General features: G+C 58.4%; 16 protein-coding genes. 3 read left to right on the top strand and 13 right to left on the bottom strand.

Features of this window, described 5'->3' with window-relative positions:
* The first annotated feature begins 215 nt into the window (after positions 1 to 215).
* The 3 genes from ACYVGU_RS21055 (at position 216) to ACYVGU_RS21045 (ending at position 8,217) form a co-directional block, all read left to right on the top strand.
* A complete protein-coding gene (locus ACYVGU_RS21055) occupies positions 216 to 1,520 on the top strand; it encodes a DNA/RNA non-specific endonuclease (protein WP_460623698.1) in 1,305 nt (434 codons plus the stop codon).
* Positions 1,521 to 1,573: 53 nt separating this feature from the next.
* On the top strand, positions 1,574 to 6,118 hold the full coding sequence (locus ACYVGU_RS21050; protein WP_460623696.1) for a PKD domain-containing protein: 4,545 nt from the start codon (positions 1,574 to 1,576) through the stop codon (positions 6,116 to 6,118).
* 428 nt (positions 6,119 to 6,546) lie between these two features.
* Positions 6,547 to 8,217 carry an alpha-N-arabinofuranosidase gene (locus ACYVGU_RS21045; protein ID WP_460623695.1) on the top strand — a complete coding sequence of 557 codons (1,671 nt, stop codon included), beginning with the start codon at positions 6,547 to 6,549 and terminating at the stop codon, positions 8,215 to 8,217.
* Positions 8,218 to 8,464: 247 nt separating this feature from the next.
* Here the strand turns inward: ACYVGU_RS21045 and ACYVGU_RS21040 are convergent, their stop codons facing one another.
* From ACYVGU_RS21040 to ACYVGU_RS20980, 13 genes are all read right to left on the bottom strand, one after another.
* Positions 8,465 to 10,615: a glycoside hydrolase family 97 protein gene (locus tag ACYVGU_RS21040; RefSeq protein WP_460623693.1), complete on the bottom strand. Its 2,151-nt coding sequence runs from the start codon at positions 10,613 to 10,615 to the stop codon at positions 8,465 to 8,467.
* A gap of 353 nt (positions 10,616 to 10,968) precedes the next feature.
* Positions 10,969 to 11,226 (bottom strand): hypothetical protein, encoded by a 258-nt coding sequence (locus ACYVGU_RS21035; RefSeq protein WP_460623692.1) that lies wholly within the window; start codon positions 11,224 to 11,226, stop codon positions 10,969 to 10,971.
* A gap of 307 nt (positions 11,227 to 11,533) precedes the next feature.
* Complete coding sequence (locus tag ACYVGU_RS21030) at positions 11,534 to 12,298, bottom strand: ParA family protein (protein WP_460623691.1); 765 nt, start codon at positions 12,296 to 12,298, stop codon at positions 11,534 to 11,536.
* A 513-nt stretch (positions 12,299 to 12,811) separates the two neighbouring features.
* Positions 12,812 to 13,885 (bottom strand): arsenic resistance protein, encoded by a 1,074-nt coding sequence (arsB, locus tag ACYVGU_RS21025; RefSeq protein ID WP_460623690.1) that lies wholly within the window; start codon positions 13,883 to 13,885, stop codon positions 12,812 to 12,814.
* A complete protein-coding gene (locus ACYVGU_RS21020; protein WP_460623689.1) occupies positions 13,872 to 14,426 on the bottom strand; it encodes a GNAT family N-acetyltransferase in 555 nt (184 codons plus the stop codon). The genes arsB and ACYVGU_RS21020 overlap by 14 nt, the downstream gene beginning before the upstream one ends.
* A 39-nt stretch (positions 14,427 to 14,465) precedes the next feature.
* Positions 14,466 to 15,230: a metallophosphoesterase family protein gene (locus ACYVGU_RS21015; protein ID WP_460623688.1), complete on the bottom strand. Its 765-nt coding sequence runs from the start codon at positions 15,228 to 15,230 to the stop codon at positions 14,466 to 14,468.
* 83 nt (positions 15,231 to 15,313) lie between these two features.
* Entirely contained in the window at positions 15,314 to 15,781 is a 468-nt protein-coding gene (locus ACYVGU_RS21010; RefSeq protein ID WP_460623687.1) for a DUF6428 family protein, read from the bottom strand.
* A 30-nt stretch (positions 15,782 to 15,811) separates the two neighbouring features.
* Positions 15,812 to 16,162: an ArsR/SmtB family transcription factor gene (locus ACYVGU_RS21005; protein WP_460623686.1), complete on the bottom strand. Its 351-nt coding sequence runs from the start codon at positions 16,160 to 16,162 to the stop codon at positions 15,812 to 15,814.
* A gap of 277 nt (positions 16,163 to 16,439) precedes the next feature.
* Complete coding sequence (locus ACYVGU_RS21000) at positions 16,440 to 17,972, bottom strand: glycoside hydrolase family 32 protein (protein ID WP_460623685.1); 1,533 nt, start codon at positions 17,970 to 17,972, stop codon at positions 16,440 to 16,442.
* A gap of 94 nt (positions 17,973 to 18,066) precedes the next feature.
* A complete protein-coding gene (locus ACYVGU_RS20995; RefSeq protein WP_460623683.1) occupies positions 18,067 to 18,984 on the bottom strand; it encodes a carbohydrate kinase family protein in 918 nt (305 codons plus the stop codon).
* Positions 18,985 to 19,068: 84 nt separating this feature from the next.
* On the bottom strand, positions 19,069 to 20,394 hold the full coding sequence (locus tag ACYVGU_RS20990; RefSeq protein ID WP_460623682.1) for a sugar porter family MFS transporter: 1,326 nt from the start codon (positions 20,392 to 20,394) through the stop codon (positions 19,069 to 19,071).
* A 321-nt stretch (positions 20,395 to 20,715) separates the two neighbouring features.
* A complete protein-coding gene (locus ACYVGU_RS20985; RefSeq protein WP_460623680.1) occupies positions 20,716 to 22,437 on the bottom strand; it encodes a RagB/SusD family nutrient uptake outer membrane protein in 1,722 nt (573 codons plus the stop codon).
* A gap of 21 nt (positions 22,438 to 22,458) precedes the next feature.
* Positions 22,459 to 25,626, bottom strand: coding sequence for a SusC/RagA family TonB-linked outer membrane protein (locus ACYVGU_RS20980; protein WP_460623679.1), 3,168 nt, complete (start codon positions 25,624 to 25,626; stop codon positions 22,459 to 22,461).
* Between the last annotated feature and the right edge of the window lie 78 nt (positions 25,627 to 25,704).

Here is a 25,704-nt window from a genome sequence, read left to right as displayed (position 1 = left end):
AAATTGAATATTTCCTTTTTCTTATAGTATATAACCTTAACCATAAATAAAGTAATCTTGCTGGGAATACGCTTTCCCAGAATTCCGCTAGGGCCTCGGTCCCCAACACGTAACAATTTGGCAACACAGTGCTAGTGTTGAGCTTAGTACCTTTGCGGCCAGTTTCGTTTTGAGGTCGCTCGAAACGTGTTTGTCCGTTCACTTTTTGCCTTCGTATGCCCAAAACTTTATGTAGTTCCTTGCGCTTTCTGTTGGTGCTTTCGAGCCTGGCCTTTAAGCCATTTTTGCCGGCCTTTGCCGGTTCGCTCGAAACGTTTGATACGGGCGCCAAGTCTGACTTCGCACCGGCAGCCGTGACGCTGCCAACCGGCAACTGGATTTTAAACGATGCCCTTTTAGGCAGCTCAGAGGCCGACCGCAAAAATGGAGTGCAAGCAGTCCGGCTGCAGCAGCGCGGCACGCTTACCATGGATTTTTATCTGCCCAATGGGGCGTCCATCGTAACGGTACAGCACGCCCGCTACGGCTCCGATGCCAGCAGCAGCTGGGAACTATGGGCTCAGGCTGAATCCTGCAACTGCAACAAATGGACGAAAGTAGGCGCCACGGTGCTCACCAGCTCCCCTACCTTGCAGGCAGCAGCCTTCACGGTCAACATCCCGGGCAAGGTTAAATTCGAAATTCGCAAAACCTCCGGGGGTGCCGGTCAGCTTAACATTGATGACTTCACCGTTACCGATTTTGGGGTAGCGCTGCCTTCCGCTGACAACTCGCACCTGGCCCTGGGCAACCCCAGCGGCGCCACCAAGGATGTGAGCTTCCCGAACAACTACCTGCTGGAAAAGCCCCAGTTCGCCATTGGCTACAACCGCGACGAGGGCAAGCCCAACTGGGTAAGCTGGCACCTGGATATTGCTGACCGCGGCCCCATCGACCGCCAGGACGATTTTCGCCCGGACATGGATTTGCCCGACGGCTGGTACCGGGCTCTGAACACCAGCTACTCCAACTCGGGCTTTGACCGGGGCCACAACTGCCCCTCCGCCGACCGCACCGCCACCGTGGCCGACAACTCGGCCACCTTCCTGATGACGAACATGATGCCCCAGGCCCCGCAAAACAACCAGGGCCCCTGGGCTGACCTCGAGAACTACTCGCGCACTTTCCTGCCCGGTAATGAAGTCTACATCATTTGTGGCAGCTATGGCGTAGGGGGCACTGGCTTGAATGGCGGGGTAACCACCACCCTCGACCAAGGCCGGATAACCGTGCCCAGCCGCACCTGGAAAGTCATTGTGGTGCTTCCCGTCGGCGACAACGACGTGGCCCGCATCACTACTTCTACGCGCGTCATTGCTGTGGATATGCCCAACACCAATACGCTAAACCAGTCGTGGGGAACGCACCGCACCAGCGTTGATGCCATTGAAGCGGCTACCGGCTACGACCTGCTTTCGGCACTACCCCTGGAAGTTCAGGCAACCCTGGAAGCCAAGGTAGATGCCGGTCCGGTACTCTAGCGCTAGCCCTTTCTCGTTTCTTTCTCTGGTTTTTGCAGCCTGGCTGTCACTATATGAACAAAACGTTTAATCTCTTCGGCTTTCCAACCCGGCGAAATCTGCAAGCCCTTGCGGGAAGCTTGCTCTCGGCAGGTTTACTAGCCTGCAATTTCTCGGCAAGTGCTCAGCTGATACTTACGGGCTCCGCTCCGGCCACCGAAAACTTCGATGGCATGGGTACCACGGTTTCGGCCGCGCCAGCGGGCTTCAAGTTCTCCGCTGATGCTGCCCCCACCTACGGCAATGCCTCGGCCTACACTAGCCCCACCCAAACCTCCAACGGTAACAACTTTACCTCGGGCGGCACCTATAACTTCGGGGCCAGCACCGGCGCTACCTTCTCTGATCGGGCCATTGGCTTTCTTTCCAGCGGCAGCTACCTCTCGCCCCGCCACATACTGCTGGAGGTAAAGAACAGCACGGGCAGCGCCGTGCAGGACGTAAGCGTTCAGTTTGATATTGAGAAATACCGCACCGGCACGCGGGCCTACGACTGGAAGTTTTTCACTAGCCCCGACGGCATCACCTGGACCCCGCAGGAAGATGGCAGCCAGAGCTTTGCCGCCGACCTCACCTCAAATACCTACTTCTATTCCGAAGCTACCCCGCCCCAGTCTACCCTTAAAACGGTGAGGGTAGCGGGCGTAAACCTGGCTGATGGCAGCTCTTACTACCTGCGCTGGACATACCAGGGAGTAGGTGGCAGCACCAATGCCCAAGCCCTCGGCCTCGACAACTTGCGGGTTACCCCCACCCTAGCCGGCGGCCAAACCCCTACTCCGACCGCCACGCTCACCACGGCCTCCGTTAGCCCCACTTCCTTTTGTGTGACGGCAGCGGCCGGCAGCGCGCCGTTTAGCGTGAGCTTTACCGGCACCGGCTCGTTCACGGGTACCTACCGCGTACAGCTTTCTGATGCTAACGGCGTATTCGCTACCCCCACGGATGCCTCCATCATCGGTACGGGCAGCGCCTCCCCTATTCTGGTTTCTATTCCGGCAGGCACAGCCAGCGGCACCAAGTACCGGGTGCGGGTGCTGAATGATGCCCCCCTGACCTACGGCCGCGACAACGGCACGGACCTGACCATCAGCCTGACGCCGGCCAGCAACTCAGTTACGGTGTTGCCGGCTTCGGCCCAAACCATACCTAGCACCGGCACCGGCACTACCCTGACGGCCACGGCCACGGCTGCCTCCACGTTCAGCTGGCAGTTTGGCACTTCTCCAGCTGGTCCGTTCACGGCTATTGCCGGCGCCACGGCAGCTGCCTACCAGCCGCAGGGCACTGATTTTCCGAGCGCGGGCACGTTTTATCTGGTAGCCCAGGCCACGGCCTCCACGAGCTGCGGAACGGTTTCGGGGGTTAGCGCCCCGGTGGCCATCACGGTTTCCAGCGCTCCTACGGCTCCCTCGCTTCAGGTATCGACCAGCACCCTGCCCGATTTTGGCACGGCAACCGCCGGGGCGGCCTCGGCCACCCGCAGCTTCACGGTCAGCGGCAACGGCCTGACTTCGGCCGTAGTTATCACGCCGCCCGCGGGCTTTGAAATCAGAACCGGCGCGACTGCCTTTGCCTGCTGCGCGATTACATTGCAGCCCGTAGGCGGCAGCGTACCCAGCACAACCATTGAGGTGCGCTTTGCCCCTACCGGCGCCGAAGCTTACCAGGCCGCCATTCCGGTACTCAGCGGCGGGCAGGCCCCGCAGGCCGTGGCTGTTTCCGGAACGGGCACGAGCGCTACGTATCCGGCTACGCTAACATCGGCCGCCCTGACCAACCTGACGCCTACCAGCGCCACAACCGGCGGCACCATCCTCGAGGATGGCGGCAGCCCGGTTTCGGCCCGAGGAGTAGTGTGGTCCTCGACGGCCAACCCAACCCTGAGCAACTCAAAAACTGCTGATGGCGCTGGCCTTGGCACGTTTAGCAGCACTCTTACCGGCCTGCTGCCCGGCACCACCTACTACACCCGCGCCTACGCTACCAACGCGCAGGGCACTACCTACGGCCAAGAGCAGGTTTTCTCTACCGTGGAGGTTCCGCTGGCTACCGAGCCTAGTGTTCAGGCCTCGCTTACGGCCGGCTTGGTAACTGGCACCACCATCCAACTAAACCTAGGTGGTGGCGATGGGCAGAAGCGCCTAGTAATTGCCCGCCTGGGTGGCCCAGTTGATGTTTTGCCCACCGATGCTACTACCTACCTGGCCGACCCCAGCTTTGGGGCAGGCACCCGGCTAAGCGGCGGCAACGTGGTAGTTGCCAACGGCAGCGCCGACCAGGTGACCATCACCAACCTGCGCCCGAACACGCCGTATCATTTCGCCGTTTTCGCCTTCAGCGACAACAACACGGCCTACGCAGAAAACTACCTGACCACCAACACTGGCACCCTGCGCCTAGAAACCACTCCGCTGCCCGCTACCCTGCTGCTGGAAGAAAACTTCGAGTACACGGCCGGCGCGCTGCTCACGGCAAACAACTGGTCGGCCCACAGCGGAGCCGGCAGCCGTTCCATAGCAGTTACTGCGGCTGGGCTCACCTACCCCGGCTATAGCGCCCAGAGTGGCAATGCCGCCGCTGTGGTAACTAGTGGCGAAGACGTGAACCGCACCTTTGAGCCCGTGTATGCCCGCACGCCGGTGTATGTTTCGGCGCTGATGAAGTTCTCTAACGCTTCTACCACCGGCGACTACTTCTTCCACCTGGGCCCAAAAGCCATTGGCGGCACGTTCCGCAGCCGGGTGTATGCCAGAAAGAATGCCGCTAACAAGCTGCAGCTCGGAATCAGCAGCGGTACGGGTACGGTGGTGTATGCCCCGCAGGAGTACGAGTTCAACCAGACGTATCTGGTGGTGGTCAAGTATACCTTCGACGAAGCCGGCAACGTAAGCCAGCTGTTCATTTCGCCTTCCCTGGCGGCTGAGCCCGCAACACCCAGCGCCAGCGCTGTGGAAACCGGCACCACGCCTTCGGCCCCGAATGACAACATCGGTTCCATTGCGCTGCGCCAGGGAGCCAACTCTCCGGCGGTGGTAGTCGATGGCATCCGGGTTGGCACCACCTACCGGGTGGTAGCAACCGGCCTGACCTGCCTGCAGCCAATGGCCCTGTTTAGCGCCGCCAACGCGTGCACGGGCACGGCCGTGCAGTTCACTGATGCTTCTACCAGCATAGAGCCGAATGCCACTTATGCCTGGGATATCAACAACGACGGCCAGACGGACTACACCACTGTGGGCAGCATTTCCCACACCTACCAGGCAGCCGGCGAGTACACTGTCAAGCTGACCATCACCCAGGGCAGCTGCTCCGAAACCTACACACAGCAGGTAGTGATTACCTCGCCGCCGGTTGTAACCCTCCCGGTTATTGCGACCAAGCAAACGGATGCCAACCAGTGCGGCGCCAGCGTAGAATTCGCGGCCACGGCCACCGGCTCTCCTACTCCCACCCTGACGTATTCCATCCTGCAGGGCGGAATACTGGTGCCCATCAGCTCGCCGTACTTCTTCCCGGTTGGTACTACGCAGGTAACGGTTACGGCCCAGAACAGCTGCGGCCAGGATATCCAAACCTTCGCCGTTACGGTACAAGACCAGCAGGCACCTACCGTACTAGCCCAGCATGTAACGGTAACCCTCCAGAACGGCCAGGCCACCATCACGGCAGCGCAAGTAGACAACGGCAGCACCGATGCCTGTGGCATTGCCACCATGACGATAAGCCCCAGCACCTTCACGTGTGATAACATCGGGGACAACCAGGTTACCCTGACCGTAACCGACATCCACGGCAACACGGCCACGCAAACGGCCCAGGTTACGGTGGTGGGTACCATCCCGACGCCCGCCATTGCCGTCACGCCTGCCACCGCGCAGTTTGCGGGGGCTCAGGCCCAAACCGTGTACCTCGGCTACGGCGCCCAGCGCCTGCAGCTGACGGCTACCGGCGGGGTAAGCTACCAGTGGAGCCCTGCTACGGCGCTTAGCAACGCAACGCTGGCTAACCCCGTTTTTGCCCCTACTAAGGCCGGCGTGTATACCTACACGGTTACGGCCACCAGCGAAACAGGCTGCACCGCTACGCAGCAGGTTACCCTCACAGTGCTGGATGTGCGTTGCGGCAATAAGCTAGAAAAAGTAAGCGTCTGCCACGGCGGCAAGGCTCTGTGCGTGGACGCCCGCGACGTAGTAGAACACTTAACCCACGGCGACCAGCTAGGCGCTTGTGCACCCGCGGCCAAGCCCACTACAGCCAGCCAGAGCCTGGCTACGGCACCGGGCAGTCCCGCAGCAGAACTGGTGTTTGAAGCCTCTCCGAACCCCTTCTCCCAGCAGGCCCTGATTCACCTGCGCCCGGCCCACTCCGGGGCGGCTGTAATCCAGCTTTACAACTCGCTGGGGCAGCTGGTGCACACCTACCTGAATGGCCCAGTGGTAGCCGGCCAGCAGTATGAGTTCCGCGTGGAAGGCCAAGGCCTGGCCAACGGCCTCTATACGGCTCGTCTGGTTGTGGATGGCAAGCTGCACGTTCTGCGCCTGCAGCTGATTAAGTAAGCGCGCTTACAAGCTAAACCAACAAAAAAGGGACCTTAGGGTCCCTTTTTTGTTGCGGTTCTCTTTGGTCAGCATGCTCTATAACCTAGTCCGCTGCTGAATGAATAAAACGGACAACAATAACTACAAGAACCTACTGCGGCCCACCTGCTCAGAATCATGTCGGTCTTCTTTGCACTTACTCTCACTTCCTAGTCAGGTTTCGGCCCCCGATTCTGCTAAGCTCTCTGACGAAAACACACACTCTTCTTGACGAAAACGCACCCTTTGCTGCAAGCTCAGCTAACTACTTTTGCTCAGGTACCCTAGGCGGTTTGCGGGTAAATGCACCTAGGAAAACTTCCTTGGTTCTTTTCCCTGCTTTCACTTGAAAGGCCAGCTGAAACAGCAACCCTCTGTCCGGGCGGCGGGCGGGCGGCTTGCTGAAGATGGCTGATTTGATGTCATTTGCTACCTGCTCTCTGCTCCTAAACCTGCCGCTGCGGCAGAGCATAGCCCTACTCCTACTTCTTTCTTCCAACCCTGTTTTCATGATGATGAACTGGCTTACCAAAAGTCTGCGGCCGGCTGCTGTGGCGCTGGCTTTTGCTCCCCTGCTGGCCACGGCCCAAACCATACCCGTAACCGTGCAGGCTGGCAAACCCAACGTGGTAATCAGCAAACACATTTACGGGCATTTTGCTGAGCACTTAGGCCGGTGCATCTACGACGGGTTTTGGGTGGATGAAAAGCTGAACGTGCCCAAGCAAGGCCGCATCCGCATGGATATTGTGGAGGCCCTGCGCCAGATTAAGGTGCCCAACCTGCGCTGGCCCGGCGGCTGCTTTGCCGATACCTACCACTGGCGCGACGGCATCGGCCCCACGGCCCAACGGCCCAGCATGCTAAACATGTGGTGGGGCAACAACCTGGAAGACAACTCCTTCGGCACCCACGAGTTTCTGGAGCTGTGCCAGCTGCTGGGCACGGAGCCCTACCTGGCAGCCAACGTGGGCAGCGGCACGGTGCAGGAAATGGCCGGCTGGATGGAATACCTCAACTCCAATGATAACACCCCCTTAGTGCAGGAGCGCCGCAAAAACGGCCACCCCGAGCCGTACAAGGTAAGCTGGTGGGGCATTGGCAACGAAAGCTGGGGCTGCGGCGGCAACATGACGGCCCAGTACTACACCGATGTGTACAAGCGCTACGCCACCTTTGCCCACAACTATCCGGCTTCGCCCCCACTCAAGAAAATAGTGAGCGGAGCCAACGGCGACGACGCCAATTGGACGGAGGTGTGCATGAAGAACATCCCCACGCACCAGATGTGGGGCCTGACGCTGCACTACTACACCCTACCCACGGGCAGCTGGTCGGGGAGCAAGGGCGCGGCCACGGGCTTTAATGAGCAGCAGTACTTCAACACCCTGCGCAACTGCCTGAAGATGGAGGACATCGTGACCCGGCACTCCGCCATCATGGACAAGTACGACAAGGAAAAGAAGGTGGCGCTGCTAGTGGACGAGTGGGGCGTGTGGACCGATGTGGAGCCCGGCACCAACCCGGGCTTTCTGTTCCAGCAGAACTCCCTGCGCGACGCGCTGGTGGCCGGCACTACCCTCAACATCTTTAACAATCATTGCGAGCGGGTGCGCGGCGCCAATTTGGCCCAGGCAGTAAACGTGCTCCAGGCCTTGATTCTGACGGACAAGGAGAAGATGCTGCTCACGCCCACCTACCACGTGTTCGACCTCTATAAGGTGCACCAGGATGCGCAGTGGCTGCCCCTGCAGTTTGCCAGCCCCGATTACGTGATGGGTAATGAGAAGATTCCGGCCCTGAACGCCTCCGCCTCGCGCACCGAGAATGGCACCGTGCATATCTCGCTGGTCAACCTTGACACCAAGAAAACCCAGAAGCTGGAAACGGCGCTACCCGGCGTAAACTGGAAAACCGTTTCGGGCCGCATCCTCACCTCGGCCAGCGTCAGCGACTACAACTCCTTTGACCAACCTAACAAAGTAAAGCTGGCGGGCTTTAAAGGCGCAAAAAAACGCGGCGACAAGCTGGCCGTGGAGTTGCCGCCCCAATCGGTGGTAGTGCTGGAGCTAAAGTAGAAACCTCAGCAACGCTACGGGCTGCCCATCACTGCAGTTGCTAGCAGCGCCCAAAGGGTTTGATGCTGAGTGAGGCCTAGTGTATGGTTTGGTGGCACGCCATACGAGGGACTTTACCCGGCGCACACACCTAGTAAATAGCCGTAAGTTTTCCGGCGCAGGTTACTACGTTTTACTAGGTCCTGTATCAGCATAAAGCCCCGCTCTATCAGGTAGAGCGGGGCTTTGTGCGTTGGTAAGGGCTAGTCTACTTTGCTGGCTTCAGGCTGATAGCGTAACCGCCACCGGGCGCGCAATACTGGCTTAGCTTGGTTTTGCTATTCACCGTCATCGTGCGAATGGCGTAGGCCTGCGGGTTTTTCTCGTAGTGGGCGTCCTTGGCGTCGGCGTAGATGGTGGCCACGTACTTTTTGCCGGGCTCCAGGAAACTCAGTGAGATTTTCGAGGTCCGGCCGTTTTCATCGTTGGTACTGCCTACAAACCAGCTGCTCTGGCCCTTGGCTTTGCGGGCGTACGTGATGTAGTCGCCGGGCTCGGCTTCCAGCACTTTGGTATCGTCCCAATCCACGGCCACATCCTTAATGAACTGGAAGGCATCGAGGTGTTTGTTGTAGGTTTCGGGCAAGTCGGCGGCCATTTGCAGCGGCGAGTACATCGTCACGTACAGGGCCAGCTGCCGGGCCAACGTAGTGTGCACGAACGAGGTGTTGCTCGGATTATAAGCGCTGACCTTGGTTTGGAAGATGCCGGGCGTGTAGTCCATCGGTCCGCCAATCAGGCGGGTGAAGGGCAGAATGGTGGTGTGGTCGGCGTTGTTACCCCCAAACGACTCGTACTCGGTGCCGCGGGCGGCTTCGTTGCCAATCAGGTTGGGAAATGTACGCGCCAGGCCCGTCGGGCGCACGGCTTCGTGGCCGTTTACCATGATTTTGTGCTCCGCCGCCTTTTCCAGCACGTACTGGTAGTGGTTGTTTACCCACTGGTCGTAGTGGTGGTGGCCCAGGGGCACGATGTCGCCGACGTAGCCGGTTTTCACGGCCGTGTAGCCGTACTTGTTCATGAACTGGAAGGCTGAGTCGAGGTGGCGCTCGTAGTTGCGCACCGAGCCGGAGGTTTCGTGGTGCATCATCATCTTCACGCCCTTGCTCTGGGAGTAGCGCTGCAGCTCCGCCACATCAAAATCCGGGTAGGGTGTCACGAAGTCGAACACGTAGTCTTTGTGCTTGCCAAACCAGTCTTCCCAGCCCGTGTTCCAGCCTTCTACCAGCACGGCATCAAAGCCATGCTTGGCGGCGAAGTCGATGTACTCCTTCACGTGGGCGGTGTTGGCGCCGTGCGTGCCGTTGGGCTTCACTTTCGTGTAGTCAATCGAGTCGAGCTTGATGTTTTCCTGGTTGGTATACGACCACGTGCTTTTGCCCGTAATCATTTCCCACCACACGCCCACGTATTTCACTGGCTTAATCCAGGAAACATCCTTGAACTTGGTGGGCTCGTTCAGGTTCAGTACCAGCTTCGAGAGCAGAATATCGGCGGCTTTGTCGCTGACAATCACGGTGCGCCAAGGCGAGTTAGCCGGGGTTTGGATCAGGCCCTTGTCGCCCACGGCGTCGGGCGTGAGGTGCGACTCCAGCACGAAGCTCTTGTCGTCAAGGTTCAGGTGCATGGCCGAGTAGTCAATCAGCGCCGCCTCATGAATGTTGATGTAGAGCCCGTCCTGGCTTTTGAGCATCAGCGGGGTTTGCACGCCGGTTGGCGAGAAAGTAGTCTGCGACGCGTTGCCCGTGACGGCCGACTTCATCAGCCCGCGTACTTCCGAAAGCTTGGACGTAACAGTGCTGTATTCCTGCGTGTCGTAGTCGCCGGGCAGCCAGAACGCTTTGTGGTCGCCGGCGAGGGCAAACTGCGTTTTCTCCTCTTTGATGGTAAAGTAGTCGAGCTTGGGCTGGCGCGGAAACTCGTAGCGGAAACCCAGGCCATCATCGAAAAGGCGGAAGCGCAGGCGCACCACGCGGCTGGTTTGGGTTTGCGTAAGCGTGAGCGCTAGTTCGTTGTAGTGGTTACGAATGGTTTTCACCTCGCCCCACACGGGCTGCCAGCTTTCATCGGCGGAGCGGCGCTCCGCACTGGTCTGGGTGAAGCCGCTGGTGAGGCTGGTGGTGCCTTTCAGCTCCAGGCCCAGCTGGCTGGTTTTAAGCACGTCGCGGCCTTTGTAGGTAAGCTGATAGGTTGGCACGCCTCCCTCCTGCACCAGCACGCGCAGCCGCAGCTGCTTGTTCGGCGACTCCAAGTCTTCGGCGTTGGCTACCTGCATTAGCAGGCAACACCACAGGAAAGCCAAAACAGGCGCAGTTTTTCGGCGCGCAAATGCGCCAGAACGTCGGAAAAGAGGGAGCATAGAATAAGCCGGCAACGGTTGGAGTGGGTGAAAAGATAATAGCAAAGGCGAAGTAACCACGCCTTGGTCTAAGGCGGCCCAAGCAATTACTAGGTTGGAAAAAGTGCGGAACCCTGCCCGACGCATTGCCTACCTAGAATCTTGGATTGACAAAGTAAGTCATTTGTCGAATCATTTAGTGGCAATCTAGCATTGGTTTACTAGGCCGCGTAAACAGCGCAACCGCCCCAACTTATTTTCAAGTCAAGGCGGTTGCGGCATGAGGGCACCCTAGGGAGCCTGGCAGTAGTTGCCAGGCAGGCATACCCAGGCCCCTGTGGTGCGGGGCCCTTTTACGCTTTGCTACTCTACGCTTACTGCTCCTTGCCCCGCCGGATTTTCTGCTTGCGTTGCTCCTCCTGCTTGCGGATATGGTCGGGCCGCTCCGCTACACTCACACCGGCAAACAACTTGTCAAGGGCTTCGTGCAGGGCCTGCTTTTGCGTGTAGTTGTACTCCCCGGTGGCCCGCCGCGAATGCACGTAGTTTTTCAGCTTTTCCAGGTAGTGCTCATTAATGATGAACGTCTGGCGCACATCTACCTCGGCAGCTTCCTCTCCTAACGAAGTCATTGCTGGCTGCTCCTGAGGCTGGTTGACAGCAGATACCGCCGACTTTTTAGCTTTTGAAGCGCTAGTGTTACCGGTATTACTGCTGTTATTAGACCTATTGTTATTACTTGTATTACTGGTGTTACTCGTATTACTGAGGTTACCTGTATTACCGATGCTACTCGTGTTACTTGTAACGGGGGCTGACGCTTTTGTTGGTTTGGCTTCGGGCTCAGCGCTATGCTCTGCTTCCAGGAAATCAAGAAAATCACGCTCCGAGGCGGGCTTGGCCGCGGCGGGCGGGCTAGCGGCTACTTGTTTAAATGACTTAGCCATGGAGCGTTGCTTCTTTATGGGTGAGAATTTCCTGAACCAGGGCGCTGTAATCGGTTGCGCCGGCACTGTTGGGCGCGTAGCTGAAAATATCCTGACCTAGGTGCGGCGCTTCACCTAAGCCAATAGTTTCGCGGATCCGGCTGGTTAGTACCAGTTCCGGGTACTTTTCCCGGATGGATTCTGCCGTTTCGCGCAGCAGAATCTTGCGCGCATCAAAGCGGGTAAAGAAGATGCCGCCAATGGTTAAAGCAGGGTTTAAGCGGCGCTTGACCCTAGTCACCATCTCCAACACTTTTTCCAGTCCATCGGTGGCGTACAGTTGCGCTTCCAGTGGAATGTACAGGGAGTCGGCGCAGGCGTAAGCGTTCAGGGTTATCAGGCCCAGGGCCGGCGGGCAGTCCAGCAGAATAAAGTCGCACCGCTCCTTTAAGGGCTCCAGCAAGTCCTTCAGCAGAAACTCCCGGTCCAGCTCATCTCCCTTCACTTTCTCGAAGCTGGAAATAGCCGCTGAGCCCGGCACCAGCCCCAAGCGCTCCTGGATGGCATAGACTTTCAGGGGGTACTCCTGCAACAGCGCGCCGTACACGTTGAGCTTCAGTTCCCGCTGTCCGAGCCCGTGCGTGAGGTTGCACTGCGGATCCAGGTCTACAAGAATTACCCGGTACCCTTGCTGGGCCAAACAAGCCCCGATGTTGGCGGTGGAAGTCGTCTTCCCAACTCCCCCTTTCTGATTCGTGAATGCGATGATTTTACCCATACGCCAAATATAGAAGTTGACCGTGTTATTCGTGTTATGAGTACCACATCTGTTACTGGTATTACCACTGTTACCAATACTACATATATTACTTGTGTTACTGATGTTACTAAATAATACCGATAACATGGTGTTCTTATTTCCGTGAAATCATCTTGGCAGTCATGAGGTAACCACATAACCTGAGCAGAGTCCAAAAAGCGATGTTGAATGTTCTGCTTGATTTAGCATCTGTGCAGGCAAAGCGCTTATAGTGCTGAGGTTGGGATAATACGCTGCCCTAGGAAACAGAACGCCCTGCTTCAGCAAGCTTAGCAGGGCGTTCTGTTTCCAACAACGATTCAAGCGGGATACTTCGGCTCCACTCATTAGGATGTACTGGTGTAAGTGCTATCAGCAACCAACTGTTACTAGTGTTACTGATGTTATTGCACTTCAGACATTGTCAAAAAAAATATTACCTAGTAACACGATGTTATACGTGTTACTAGGTAATACTAAATAGCGCGCAAACTATCCTTTGTACCAGCGCCGCCGGAACCAGAAAGCCACATTTACCAACGCAATCAGGGCCGGAACTTCAATCAGGGGGCCAATAACGCCGGCAAAGGCTTGACCGGAATTCAACCCGAATACGCCGATGGCTACCGCAATAGCCAACTCAAAATTGTTGCCGGTAGCCGTAAAGGCAATGGAGGCATTTTCAGGGTAATCGGCGCCTAGGTACTTGCCGGCCGCAAAGCTGAGCACGAACATAAGGCCGAAATACAACGCCAGAGGCAAGGCAATGCGCAACACATCCAGCGGAATCTGAACGATAAGCTGACCTTTCAGGCTAAACATCAACACAATGGTCAAGAGCAACGCTACCAGCGTAATAGGGCTGATGGCCGGAAGAAACACGTGCTCATACCATTCGTTGCCTTTGGCCTTGCGAAGCAGGTAGCGGGAGAGGTAGCCAGCGGCAAACGGAATGCCCAGATACACCAGTACGCTTTGCGCAATTTCCTGGATACCGACGTTCACTGCATATCCCTTCAGGCCAAAATAAGGCGGCAACACCGTGATGAACAGCCAGGCCAGAACGGAATAAAACAGCACCTGAAAAATAGAGTTGAGCGCCACCAAACCAGCGGCGTATTCCCGGCTGCCATCGGCCAGATCATTCCAGACCAGCACCATGGCAATGCAGCGGGCAATACCAATCAGGATCAGCCCCATCATGTATTCCGGCTTATCAGGAAGCAGCCAGATAGCCAGTAAAAACATCAACAGTGGCCCCAGCACCCAGTTCAGGAAAAGCGAGAGGCCGATGATGCGGGTGTTCTGGAATACGCGGGGCAGCTGCTCGTATTTCACCTTGGCCAGCGGCGGGTACATCATCAGAATCAGGCCGATGGCTAGCGGCACATTCACGGTGCCCACTGAAAAATACGTAATAGCCTGCTCGACTCCGGGCACGTAGTAGCCCAGGGCTACCCCCAAGGCCATAGCCAGGAATATCCACAGAGTCAGGCCCCGATCCAGTCCGGAAAGCTTTTTCTGAGCTACTGCTGCCGTCGGAGCCGCCTGATTACGCACGGGCATGGGCAGCAGCGGTAGTAGAGTTGCCAGTAGCCGTGAGTAGGGGAGGGGCGGCCCCTACCACCGCGCTACGACGCTCTAGCAGCACCGTGTCGCGCCAGACACCGTGGAGCTGACCAATTCTCTCTCGCCGACCCACCAGGCGGAAACCGGCCCTTTCGTGTAGTTTAACGGAAGCAGTGTTTTCAGGGAAAATTCCGGCTTGCAGCGTCCACATGCCGTGGGCCTCAGAAGCAGCAACCAGGGCCGCCAGAAGCTGCTGCCCCACGCCTTCACCACGGGCTTCCGGCGCTATATATACGCTTACCTCGCCTACGCCCCCGTACACGCAGCGCCCCGATACGGGCGAGAGGGCCGCCCAACCCAACACGCATCCTTCGTTATCCTCGAGGGCGACTAAGCGGCTGTGCGCCAAGTGGCTCTGGTCCCATTCTTCCCAGGTGGGCGCGCTGGTTTGGAAGGTGGCATTGCCGGTGGCCAGCCCCGCTTCATAAATAGCTTTTGCTTCGGGCCAATGGGCCGCAGTAAACGGTTGAATGGTCATAACGAAACGTGCTCAGATAAAGAAAAAAGAAAGACCGGACTAATAAGCCCCCCGCAGCATAGCGGCAAATTCATTGGGCAACGGCGACGCTTCCACGGCCTGGGCCGCTTTCTCTACGTCATAGGCCACCCGAATCAACTCGGAGCGCACACTGCTGGGGTCAGTGAGCGTGGTGTTCTCGTGCAGGTGCAGCAGCTGGTAGGCCGCCCGCGGGTCGCCGTCCTTGGGCTTGCCCACCGAACCAATGTTGAGGGCATGCCGGTAGCGCGTTTCGCCCTCGTGCTCATAAGCAAACGTGCGATGATAGGGCTTATGCGTGTGCCCAAACAGGAGGATATCGGCGTGGGCATCGGCGAGCACCCGCCGAAAGCTTTCCTCCGGCCGGTCCTCGAACAGGTATTCGTTGATTTTTCGGGGGGAGCCATGCACCATCAGCAAGCTCAGCGTGCAGGGCTCCACCTGAAAATCAAGGCGCATCTGTTTGGGCAGGTAGCGGCGCTCTTCCAAACCAATTACGTGGTTGGTAAACGCAATACTTTGGGCGCCCAGGTCTTTTTCGGTGTCGGTTTTGTAGGCGCAGCCGCAGTTGTTGCTGGCCAGGCCAATGCCTTGGTCGTAGTTGCCGGCCAGGGTAGGAATGCCGCGGCGGCGCACCTCGTTTACTACTTCATTGGGCCAGGGAGCGTAGCCGACCAGGTCGCCGAGGCAGAAAATCATGTCGGGCCGGCGCTGTTCTATATCGGCCAGCACGGCTTCCAGGGCCGGCAGGTTGCCGTGCACGTCGGAGAAAAAGGCAATCGTCATGAGAAAGCAGAAATCAGCCTGGGCAAGGGAAAGTTAGAATAAGCCCAACGGCCCTACCCGCAGAGGCAGCGCCGCGAAAAAGCTTAGCAGCATCCGCCGCCGGGAGTGCAGCAGGAACCAGCAACCTGCAACTGGGGCAAGGCAATCTGCTGGGCCGCCGGAATGCCGCAGGCATCCTGGGCCAGGCAGGCCGTCTGTTTTGGGGTCAGCACGAAATCTTTGCCATCGAAGGCGAGGCCGAACTTGCCAATGGTGGCCTGCTGGTACTCTACCTCAATGTCCAGGTCTTCGGAGCCCAGAATCTTTTCCGACAGGTTCAGGATGTGCAGGAACTTCTGGGGCGCCAGGCGGTGGTCATAGTCGCCGGCTTCCCACAGCTGGAAGTTGGCTACGGTTTCGCGGCGCTCCACGCCCCCGCAGTCAATGAAATGCTTGCTCACCAGGCCCACTTCCGTCACGTGGAAGTGCGCGGGCAGGTACTCGCCGGAAGGCAAGCGGAAGCTAACGGCGTCGAGCCCCAACAGGGACTGCTTCATTTCAGAGATTTTCATAGTAGGAAAGAGTAAAGTGAACGGGAAGAATTAACAGGCGCAAGTATCAGTAGGTCCGCAGGCAGGGCTGGTGGTGGCCTCCAGGAAAAAGGCGGTAAACTGCTGGTGCACCTGCTGCAACAGCTCCGTATTCAGGCAGTAGCAGACGGTGAGCCCGTCAATCTCGCCCCGAATCAGGTCGAGGGCCTTGAGCTCCTGCAGGTGCTGAGAAACAGTGGTGCGCGAAAGCGGTAGCTCGGCCGCAATGTCGCCGCTGATGCAGGTTTGCTTGGAGGCCAGAAACTGGATAATGGCCACCCGGGCCGGGTGGGCCAGCGCTTTGGCCACGCGGGCCAGCTGCTGTTGCTCCGGGGTGAAAGCGGCGGTTTTAGCGTACGTCATGGCTAGTAATATTGTATGACGCAAATATACGACATATTATGACGCAAGTTTACGACATACATCATTTATTTTTTCAGCTCGTTCTATATAGCCCTTACATTACCAAAGCAATCATGGGTATCGGGGCCAAGAAATGTCCAGCTGGTTACCGGTTTACTCTCACAGCAGGTCTAGTAAGATGCCAGGTTAGCAGCACGCAAAAAAGGCCACACTGCATGCAGTATGGCCTTTTCGTATTGAATTCCAGCTAGAAGCAGGACGGTAGCTGGTAGCTGCGCTACATCTTGACGGCAAGTGCGGAGTAGCGCAGCTCGCTGATTACTAGCCCTGGCTCGGAGGTAAACCTCACTTTCGTGAATGGCTCCGAGGGGAAAAATAGCTCCGTCATCGTGGTCAGGCCGTTGTCGGCAAACAGCTCAACGGAAGTAGCATCGAAGAGTAGGGTCAGGTTGGCGGCGGGGGAGGTGGCCAGGCGCGGCGCAGTGTGCCTGCCCGCAAACTTGTCGCTGAAGCTCATATTGCCTGCTTTGCTTCGGTTCACGAAGTACTCATTGGCCTTCTTGTCGTACCCGATCTGTAGCTCCTCACCGCGGCTATTGGAAAGTACTAGGGCAAAATCCTGCAGCTGGGCCGTGCTGAGCTTGAGCTGAAACTTGTCTCCGAAATTCGTTAGGCGGCTGGTGAGATCCAGCTCCTTTTTCACCGACAGCTTTTGAAGCGTTACGCTACTAGGCTGCAACAGCTTGCTAACCTCCTTTACCGGTTCTGAGGCCAGATATATATCGGAGCCCACTTGCTTTAAGCTCAACTCCCGGGGCACCGTCATGGCGTTGCGCCAGGGCGAGGTAGGCACCTGATTGGCATACTCCCAGTTGCTCATCCAGCCCAGAAACAGCTTCCGGGCCCCCGTGTTGCCCCAGGTTACGCCGGCATAGTTATCGGGGCCATAGTCAATCCATTTGGTTTGGGTGCTGCTCGGCGTGAAGGTTTTGCCATCAAACTGACCCACAAAGTACTGGGTGGCCGAGCCCTTATTAGGCCCGCCGGGGTTGATGCTGACCAGCAGCACCCAGTGGGTTTTGCCATTCAGCGTCATCGGAAACAGATCGGGGCACTCCCACACACCGCCGTGGGCACCTAGCTTCTCGCCAAACTCGCTTAGCTTGGTCCACTCCTTGAGGTTGGGTGAAGAAAAAAACGTGATGCGGTCTTTAGTCGCCAGGGTCATCACCCACTTTTTGCTGGGAGCGTGCCAGCTTACCTTGGGGTCGCGGAAGTCCTGAATGCCGGGGTTATTCAGCACTGGGTTGCCTTCATACTTAGTCCAGGTTTTACCCTCGTCGAGGCTGTAGGCCAGGCTTTGGTATTGGTGCTTGTTGGTGCCCTTCTTTTCTTCCTCGGGGTTGTGGTGGGTGAAGATGGCCACCAGCGGTACCTTCCCGTTTTTGCCGAAGCCGGTGGTATTGTTTTCATCCACTACGGCGCTCCCCGAGAAGATCATGCCCAGCTTGTCGGGAAACAGGGCAATGGGCTCCTCTTTCCAGGTTACCATATCCGGGCTGGTGGCGTGGCCCCAGTGCATAGGGCCCCACTGCATCCCCTCGGGGTAGTGCTGGAAAAACAGGTGGTAGGTGCCCTTGTAGTACACCATGCCGTTGGGGTCGTTCATCCACATCCGGGCGGGGCTGAAATGGTAAGCCGGACGGTATTGAGGAGTAGCGGGAGGAATTACCGCCGCCGGTTGGGTCTGGGCCTGACTAACGCCCGATAGCGCCAGCAAGGACACGGCCAATACAAATGCCTTTTTCATAAAAATGGAAAGTGGGAGGTGGGAGAGGAGAGAGGATAAGCACTACCTAAAAACCTGCTGCTTAGCACGGTTTAGAAGACGCGAAGGGGTAGGGCTACACCGTCCGGGCTTCCAGCAGCTCTGCTACATCGGTTTCCGAAATGGTAGGCGTAGCGCCCAAATGCGTGGCTACCAGCGCGCCGGTGGCGCAAGCAAAGCGCAGGGCCTCGCCGGGTTCCTGGCCTTGCAGCCAGCCTTTCAGCAGCGCGGCCAGAAAAGCGTCGCCGCTGCCAATGGTATCCTTCACCGCCACCGGCACACCTGCGGCCCGATACAGCTGCCCGTTGGCCCACAGGATAGCGCCCTCGGCGCCTTTGGTAACGCACACGGCCTCCAGATCGAATCGGTTGGCCAGCCACTGCACGGCTGTTGCCTCGTCGGTTTCCTGGCTAAACCACGCCATAATTTCGCCCAGCTCGTGGTGGTTCATTTTCACCAGGTTGGCTTTTTCGAGCAGGTATTTAACTACCTCCTTGGTGTAGTGGGGCGGGCGCATGTTCACATCGAACACCTTGAAGCGGGCATGGGCCAGCAGGCGGTACAGGGTTTCGCGGGTGGCCGCTTGCCGGGCCGAGAGGCTACCGAACACAAACATATCGGCCTGCTCCACCAGCGTTTCCAGCGCCGCATCGTACTGCACATAGTCCCAGGCCACGGGCTGCACTATCTTGTAGACTACCTCATTGGCATCATCCACGTTGGCTTTTACCACGCCGGTAAGGTGGGTTTTGCCGCGCTGCACAAAGTCGGTGCGTAAGCCCTTCGATTCAATAAAGTCCAGCAGCTCGGTGCCCAGGTCGTCGTCGCCCACCCGGCTGATCAGGTCGGCAGTAAGGCCCAGCTGGTGCAGGTGCACCGCTACGTTAAAGGGTGCCCCCCCGGGCTGCTTGCCCGTAGGCAGCACATCCCAGAGCACTTCTCCGAAGCAGACAATGGCGGGGGTACTAGGAGGATCTTTACGAATCTGAGTCATGGTGATAATGCGCTAAGCAAGTGGTAGAGTAGGGGAGGGTTTACCACCCCCCGGACCCTAGTGATTTTCAAAGCCAGCTCGGGGTTAGTGAATGACGAGCGTTTTTTCCAGCTGCTCCAGGGAAGTGCCTTTGGTTTCGGGCATCATGCGCCACACGAACAGGAGTTGGAGCACCATCATGACGGAGAAAAACAGGAAGGTGTGGCCCCCGCCCAGCTTCTCAGCGAAATACGGGAAGGTGAAGGCAATGATGGCGGCCATAATCCAGTGCGTGGACGAGCCGAGTGCCTGCCCTTTGGCCCGCACCGTGTTGGGGAAGATTTCAGAAATGAATACCCAGATAACGGCGCCCTGCGAGAAAGCAAAGAAGGCAATGTACACGAACAGCAGCACGGGCACCATCATGCCGCCAAACTGCTGGGTGTAGAAGGCGCGCGCCACCAGCCCGAGGGTCGCAATCAACCCAAACGAGCCGATGAGCATGAGCTTGCGCCGGCCAAAGCGGTCAATAAAGTTCATGGCCAGCAGCGTGAACAGGAAGTTTACCAACCCAATGCCAGCCGAGGACAGCAGCGCCGAGCCCTTGCCCAAACCCGTCATTTCGAAAATGCGCGGGGCGTAGTAAATAATGGCGTTAATGCCCGACACCTGGTTGAACACGGCAAACAGAATGGCCAGCATCACCGGCCCGCGGTACTGGCGCGCAAACAACGACTCGCCGCCGCCCGCTTCGTCGGCCGCATTAGCCGTCAGAATGTTGGCTACTTCCTGGTCGGCTATGGCGGGGTCAATGCGGTGCATGATGGCGCGGCCCTCCTCTACGCGGCCTTTGCCCAGCAGCCAGCGCGGGCTTTCGGGCACCCGGAACAAGAGCAGGAAAAACGCCAGGGCGGGCACGGCCTGCACGCCCAGCATCCAGCGCCAGTCCTGCTCGCCGCTACCGGTTAGCAGGTAGTTGGAGAGGTAGGCGGCCAGAATCCCGAACACGATGTTGAACTGAAACATGGCCACCATCTGGCCCCGCTTGGCGGCGGGCGCTACCTCCGAAATGTAGAGCGGCGCCGTTACCGAAGACGCGCCTACCCCCAGTCCGCCCAGAAACCGGAACACCATAAACGCCACCCAGCTGTTGGTCAGGGCCGCGCCCAGCGCCGATACCAGGTAAAGCACCGCAATGCCAATCAGGGTTTGCCGGCGCCCCAGCTTATCCGACGGAATGCCGCCGAAAATGGCTCCGAACACAGTGCCAATCAAGGCCACCGCAATGGTGAAGCCGTGCTCCACGGAGCTCAGCCCCCAGAGCTGCTGAATGGCCTTTTCGGCCCCGGATATCACGGCGGTATCAAAGCCGAACAAAAAGCCCCCCAACGCCACGACGAGGGACCAGAAAAAGACGTTGCTGTTTTTCACGGCGGAGAAGAATGTAGAGCGCGCCTCCGCGGGGGAGAACGCCCTCTGGAAGAGGGTAAACTTTAACTATAAATGATACGCAAAAAACACATCATACTGAGCTGGTTAGGGCACCGCGCGCCGCAGGCACTGCCGTGGTACGCACCAGGCAGCAGCACAGCCGGCAGGCACCGTGCTAGCTCACGCCATTCCCACAACCCAACCTAACCCAGCATGATGGTTCTGGCGGCGCTCGGACCACCTTGTGCCAGTGGAAGAGGTTTGCGGGCGGGTAGTACTAGCCCCACCCCAACCTCAAACCTCTCCCTTTCAGAGCGGGCCTTACCAGCCAGGGTTTTGCTTGTACAAGCCCTTGCTGAAGTTGATCTGGTTGAGCGGAATGGGCAAGTACTCGTCGCGGCCGGCCGTGAAGCGGGCCGTTTGCAGGTACTGACGCTTGGTTTTCTCTTTGTCGAAGTAGGTGTTCAGGTAGGGGGCGGCAATGCCCCAGCGCACCAGGTCAAAAAAGCGGTAGCCCTCCATGGCAAACTCCAGGCGGCGCTCAAACCGCAAGGCTTCGCGGGCGTACTGCTGGCTCCACTGCCCGGGGCTGTACAAGCCAATCTTGTAGTTGGAGATGTTGCCACCGGCCGCGTTTTTGAGCTTGGCCGTGCTGTTCTGGGCCCGCTCCCGAACCTGGTTGATCAGGGGTAGGGCCTCGGAGGCGCGGTTCAGCTCGATGAGGGCCTCCGCTTTCCACAGCAGCACATCAGCATAGCGGATGATGGCCCAGTTTTTCGAGGAGCTCATGAAAGGCGGCGTCTTCTGGAAGCTCGGGTCGGAGGGCAGCACGTTTTCCTTCATCGACATAAACACCCCGTACGTGTTTTGATCGCGCAGCCAGGAGGTCTCGAACACGAACGTGGGCGAGTACTTGTAGGGGTGCGAGGGGATGCCCACGGTGTGGTCGAGGCGCGGGTCTACGGTGTTAGTCTGGAAATCAGCGGGGGTGCTGAGGTCGGAGTTGTTGAAGGTAGTGAACAAGGGCAGCCCTTGCGCATCGGTTTTGTAGGAATTCACCAGGTTCTGGCTGGGCTGGTGGAATCCGCAGCAGCCATAGTCGGGGTTCATGGGGTAGTTGAGCTGGTTACCGCGGTCAGTGCGGCCCTTGGGCGTGCCATCGTTGCGCGAAAACTGGATGGCAAACACCGACTCCACCCCGTTGTCGCCGGCCGTCAGGAAGTTGGTAGCGTAATCCGGATGCAAGGCGTATTTGCCGGAGCTGATTACCTGGTCCGTCAGCGTCACTACTTCCTGCAGCTTGGCCTGGTCGATGGAGGTTACCGCGTGGGTTTCGCTTTGCACGTAGGCCTGGAAGAGCAGGGTTTTGGCCAGGTAGGCCTGAGCGGCCGACTTGGTAGCGCGCCCAACTTCGGGTTGCGTGTCGGGCAGGTTGGCGGCGGCAAAGCGGAAGTCGTCGGCAATCTTGCTCCAGAGTGCGTCACTGGTCAGGGCCACGTTCGACACCTCGGCGTACTTGTCGGTGGGCACGGTCTCATCAATGTAGGGCACCTGCTTGAACAGCTCTTTCAACAAGAAGTAGAAGTGCCCGCGCAGAAAGCGCATCTCGCCCTCGCGCACCGTTTTACTAGGCATAGCGGCCGCGTCAACCGTTTGAAGGCGACGCAGGGCATCGTTGGTGCGGGAAATCCCAATGTATATCAGGAACCACAGCTCATCGGTGTTGCCCACATCCACCCGGTTAAAGGTGAAGGTTTCATAGAAGTGGAAAGCATCCACATCGGCCGTACCGTTGCCGCCCTTGTAGGCGTCGCCGCCCCGCACGTTGCCGTAGGGCCACATGGAGGTGTAGGGGGCGCGGTACACATCATTGCCGAGCTGGGAGTAAGCCGCAATCACCTGCTTTTCGATGTTGGCAGGCGTATTCAGCTGGTCGTCGGAAAGGGCGCCGGTGGGCTGTACATCGAGGAATTTGTTGTCGTTGCAGCCGGATGCGAATGCGAGTAGCGATAGGGCCAACACGCTGGTTTTAACTAGTTTCATGGGAATTGCGTGGGCGAGAGGTTAGAAGGAAACGTTGAGGCCGGTGGAGAAAATGCGGGGCACCGGATACTGGTAGTTGGTCACCTCGGGGTCGGGCCCGGTGTACTCCTTGCTCTTGACGGTGAACAGGTTCTGGCCCTGCACATACACCCGCACGCCCTGCAGACGCAGCTTGCTTACTAGGCCCTCGGGCAGCGAATATCCCACCTGCAGATTGCGCAGCTTCAGGTAAGAGGCATTTTCGATAAAGTAGGTAGAGGCTCGGCCTTCGTTATTGGTGTTGATGAGGGTCGCGGCCGGAATGGTGGAGCCGGAGTTGGTCGGCGTCCAGGCATCGAGCAGGCGCTGCCCCCAGTTTTCGCCGGAGGCCAGGGAGGAGAAGTCGGTGCGGAATTTGGCGTTGTTGTAGGCATCCAGGCCTTGCACGCCCTGGAAGAACACCTGCACATCGAAGCCCTTGTAGCCCGTGCCCAGGTTCAGGCCGTAACTAAAGTCCGGCACGCCTTCCGTAATCCAGGTCTGGTCGAAGTTGTCGACTTTGCCGTCATCGTTCAGGTCTTTGTAGCGGATGCGGCCCGGGGCGGCCCCCACCTGCGTGGCGTGGCCCGTCACCTCGCCTTCGTTTTGAAACAGCCCGTCGGCCACGTAGCCGTACACGGCATTGATGGAGTGGCCCAGGCGCGTCACGTCCTGGCCGTTGCCGCCGTAGGCATTGATTACCTCATCGGGCAGGTAGGTGAGCTTGTTGCGGTAGGAGGAAAGGTTACCGGAGATGTTGTAAGTCAGGCCGTTATCGAGCTTGTTTTGGTAGCCGAGCAGAAACTCCCAACCGGTGTTTTCAATGGAAGCGCCGTTCACAAACTGGTCGCCGCCTTCGCCTACCACCGCCAAATAAGGCAGGTTCACCAGGATGTCTTCGCTTTTCTTGACGAAGTAATCCACGGAGCCCGAAAGGCGGTTATCCAGGAAGCCGAAATCAACCCCGACGTTGGTTTGGGTGGTAGTTTCCCACTTCAGGTTGGGGTTGGCGCGCTGCACCCGGCGGTAGCCGGAGGGCAGGTTGGTATCGTTGCCGTAGATGTCGTAGGCCGTGCCGCGGTCATACTCGAAGTTGGGGTCCAGGACCCCCAAGAGCGACTGGTAGAGGCCGCGGGAAGCGAAGTTGGCAATGTCCTGGTTGCCGGTCTGGCCCCAGCCGGCGCGCAGCTTCAGGTCGGAAATAAACGGCACGGTGTTCTTCAGGAAGGTTTCCTCGCTTAGGCGCCAGCCCACGGAAAGGGCCGGAAACACCCCAAAGCGGTTGTCTTCGCCAAAGCGTGAGGAACCGTCGCGACGAAGAGTGACCGAGGCCAGGTAGCGGTCGGCAAACGAGTAGTTAAACTTGCCGAAGTAGGAAGCCAGGCGGTAAGCTGTGCCCGAGCCGCCGTTGTCCTTGTTAGCGGCACCCGCATCGAGGAAGGTGTAGTTGGGGTCTTCGCTGGCAAAGTTGGTACGCGAGGCGTAGGAGCCTTCATCGTAGTAGCTGATGCGCTCCGTACCTGCTACAAAGCCCAGCTGGTGCTTGCCGCCCAGGGTCATGTCGTAGTTGAGCGTGTTCTGCCACACCCAGTTACCCCAAAACCGCTGGTTGTCGGTTACCCGGTTGTTGGCCTCCGACAGGAAGCCGGCCTTGTAGGTTTTATAGATCTGGCGAAACTTGTAGAGGCTGTAGTCGATGCCGAAGCTGGTGCGCAGGTGCAGGCCGGGCAGCACCTCGGCATCGGCAAACAGGTTGCCGAAGGCGCGGCCGGTGTTGGAGCGGTTCTGCTTGTTGTCGGTGAGCAGGCGCAGGGGATTATCCCGGTCGCTCATGCCCGCTACGGGGCCACCCCAGCCAATGCCATCTACAGTTCTTACGGGCACAATGGAAGGCAGCTGGGTGGTGCGGTCGCGCACCAGGTTTAAGTCAAACTCGGCCCGCTGCGACTTGACAATGGTGAGGTTTTCCCCAATTTTCAGCTTGCCTCCCAGAAAGTTGTAATCCGAGTTCAGGCGGGCCGTGATGCGGTCGAAGCTGGTGTGTTTGAGCGTGCCGCTGTTGTCGTAGTAGTTCAGGGAGAACAAGGCACCGCCTCGCTCGCTGCCGCTACTCACGTTCAGGTTGTAGCTCTGAATCAGGGCGTTCTGTTGAGTTTCTTTAAACCAGTCGGTGTCGGCCGAGCGCTGGGTTTTCTCGGCGTCAATAAACTCCGGCACAATCACCTGGCTGAGCACCGGGCGCCCGTCCGGGCCGGTAGTCGACTGGAAGCTGTAGTAGGGCAGGTTGGGCGTAGAGCCATCGTTGGTAGCGGCGCGCCAGTACACCCGACCGTAGTCCTGGGTGTTAAGCATTTTCAGGTGGGGGCCGGGCTCCTGCAAGCTGAAGAAGGTGGAGAAGTCAACCCGGGTGTCGCCCTTCTTGGCTTTTTTGGTGGTGATGATGATAACGCCATTGCCGGCCCGGGAGCCGTAGATGCTGGCGGCCGAGGCGTCCTTCAGGACCTGAATCGACTCGATATCGTTCTGGTTGATCTGGTTGATGCCTTCCTTGGTGGGGATGCCATCAATTACGTAGAGCGGGTCGTTGTTGCCCAGGGTGCCGAAGCCCCGAATGCGGACGGTGGCCGAGCTGCCGGGGGCCCCATCGGTGGTGATGTTCACGCCCGCCACCCGTCCCTGCAGGTTGCGCGTGACATCGTTGGAGGCCATGTCCTTGATTTCGTCGGTTTTCACCACGGCTACGGCTCCGGTCAGGTCAGCTTTGCGCTGGGTCTGGTAGCCCGTTACCACTACTTCATCCAGGGCGGCCGCATCCGGGGCCAAGGAGATGTTGAAGGTAGTAGTAGCGCCTATACTTACCTCCTGCGACTTGTAGCCAATAAAGGAGAACAGCAGGGAGGTAGCGTTGTCGGGCACGGCAATGGAAAACTCCCCATCGGGGCCCGTGCTGGTGCCCAGCGCCGTGCCTTTTACCACCACCGTCACGCCGGGCATGCCGGCACCTTTTTCATCAACTACCCGGCCCGAAATGGTCTTGTCGACGGAAGCCGCCGGTGAGGTACGTACGGGCTCGGAAGCAGCGGCTGGCGCGGGCACCGCCGCCGCCAGAGGCAAGGTAGAGAGCAGCGTCAGCCCGACGGCTTGGCGCAGCGTGGGTACAGCGTTTTTCATGAGGGAATTGAAAAGAATGGTGGGAGGTTTCAGCAACACGGAGGGCTAGGGAAGCCCAGGCTGGAAAGTTGCGGCAGC

Source organism: Hymenobacter tenuis (assembly GCF_054780495.1).
Note: the sequence above shows the minus strand (reverse complement) of the source record. Positions and strands in the feature narration are given on the sequence as shown.

What these genes read in the sequence shown, in the direction of transcription:
- ACYVGU_RS21005 (WP_460623686.1), bottom strand. Translation starts at nt 16,162, where the DNA reads ATGACGTACGCTAAAACCGCCGCTTTCACCCCGGAGCAACAGCAGCTG.
- ACYVGU_RS21055 (WP_460623698.1), top strand. Translation starts at nt 216, where the DNA reads ATGCCCAAAACTTTATGTAGTTCCTTGCGCTTTCTGTTGGTGCTTTCG.
- ACYVGU_RS21010 (WP_460623687.1), bottom strand. Translation starts at nt 15,781, where the DNA reads ATGAAAATCTCTGAAATGAAGCAGTCCCTGTTGGGGCTCGACGCCGTT.
- ACYVGU_RS20985 (WP_460623680.1), bottom strand. Translation starts at nt 22,437, where the DNA reads ATGAAACTAGTTAAAACCAGCGTGTTGGCCCTATCGCTACTCGCATTC.
- ACYVGU_RS21050 (WP_460623696.1), top strand. Translation starts at nt 1,574, where the DNA reads ATGAACAAAACGTTTAATCTCTTCGGCTTTCCAACCCGGCGAAATCTG.
- ACYVGU_RS21045 (WP_460623695.1), top strand. Translation starts at nt 6,547, where the DNA reads ATGGCTGATTTGATGTCATTTGCTACCTGCTCTCTGCTCCTAAACCTG.
- ACYVGU_RS21040 (WP_460623693.1), bottom strand. Translation starts at nt 10,615, where the DNA reads ATGCTCCCTCTTTTCCGACGTTCTGGCGCATTTGCGCGCCGAAAAACT.
- ACYVGU_RS21015 (WP_460623688.1), bottom strand. Translation starts at nt 15,230, where the DNA reads ATGACGATTGCCTTTTTCTCCGACGTGCACGGCAACCTGCCGGCCCTG.
- ACYVGU_RS21035 (WP_460623692.1), bottom strand. Translation starts at nt 11,226, where the DNA reads ATGACTTCGTTAGGAGAGGAAGCTGCCGAGGTAGATGTGCGCCAGACG.
- ACYVGU_RS20995 (WP_460623683.1), bottom strand. Translation starts at nt 18,984, where the DNA reads ATGACTCAGATTCGTAAAGATCCTCCTAGTACCCCCGCCATTGTCTGC.
- ACYVGU_RS21020 (WP_460623689.1), bottom strand. Translation starts at nt 14,426, where the DNA reads ATGACCATTCAACCGTTTACTGCGGCCCATTGGCCCGAAGCAAAAGCT.
- arsB (WP_460623690.1), bottom strand. Translation starts at nt 13,885, where the DNA reads ATGCCCGTGCGTAATCAGGCGGCTCCGACGGCAGCAGTAGCTCAGAAA.
- ACYVGU_RS21000 (WP_460623685.1), bottom strand. Translation starts at nt 17,972, where the DNA reads ATGAAAAAGGCATTTGTATTGGCCGTGTCCTTGCTGGCGCTATCGGGC.
- ACYVGU_RS21030 (WP_460623691.1), bottom strand. Translation starts at nt 12,298, where the DNA reads ATGGGTAAAATCATCGCATTCACGAATCAGAAAGGGGGAGTTGGGAAG.
- ACYVGU_RS20980 (WP_460623679.1), bottom strand. Translation starts at nt 25,626, where the DNA reads ATGAAAAACGCTGTACCCACGCTGCGCCAAGCCGTCGGGCTGACGCTG.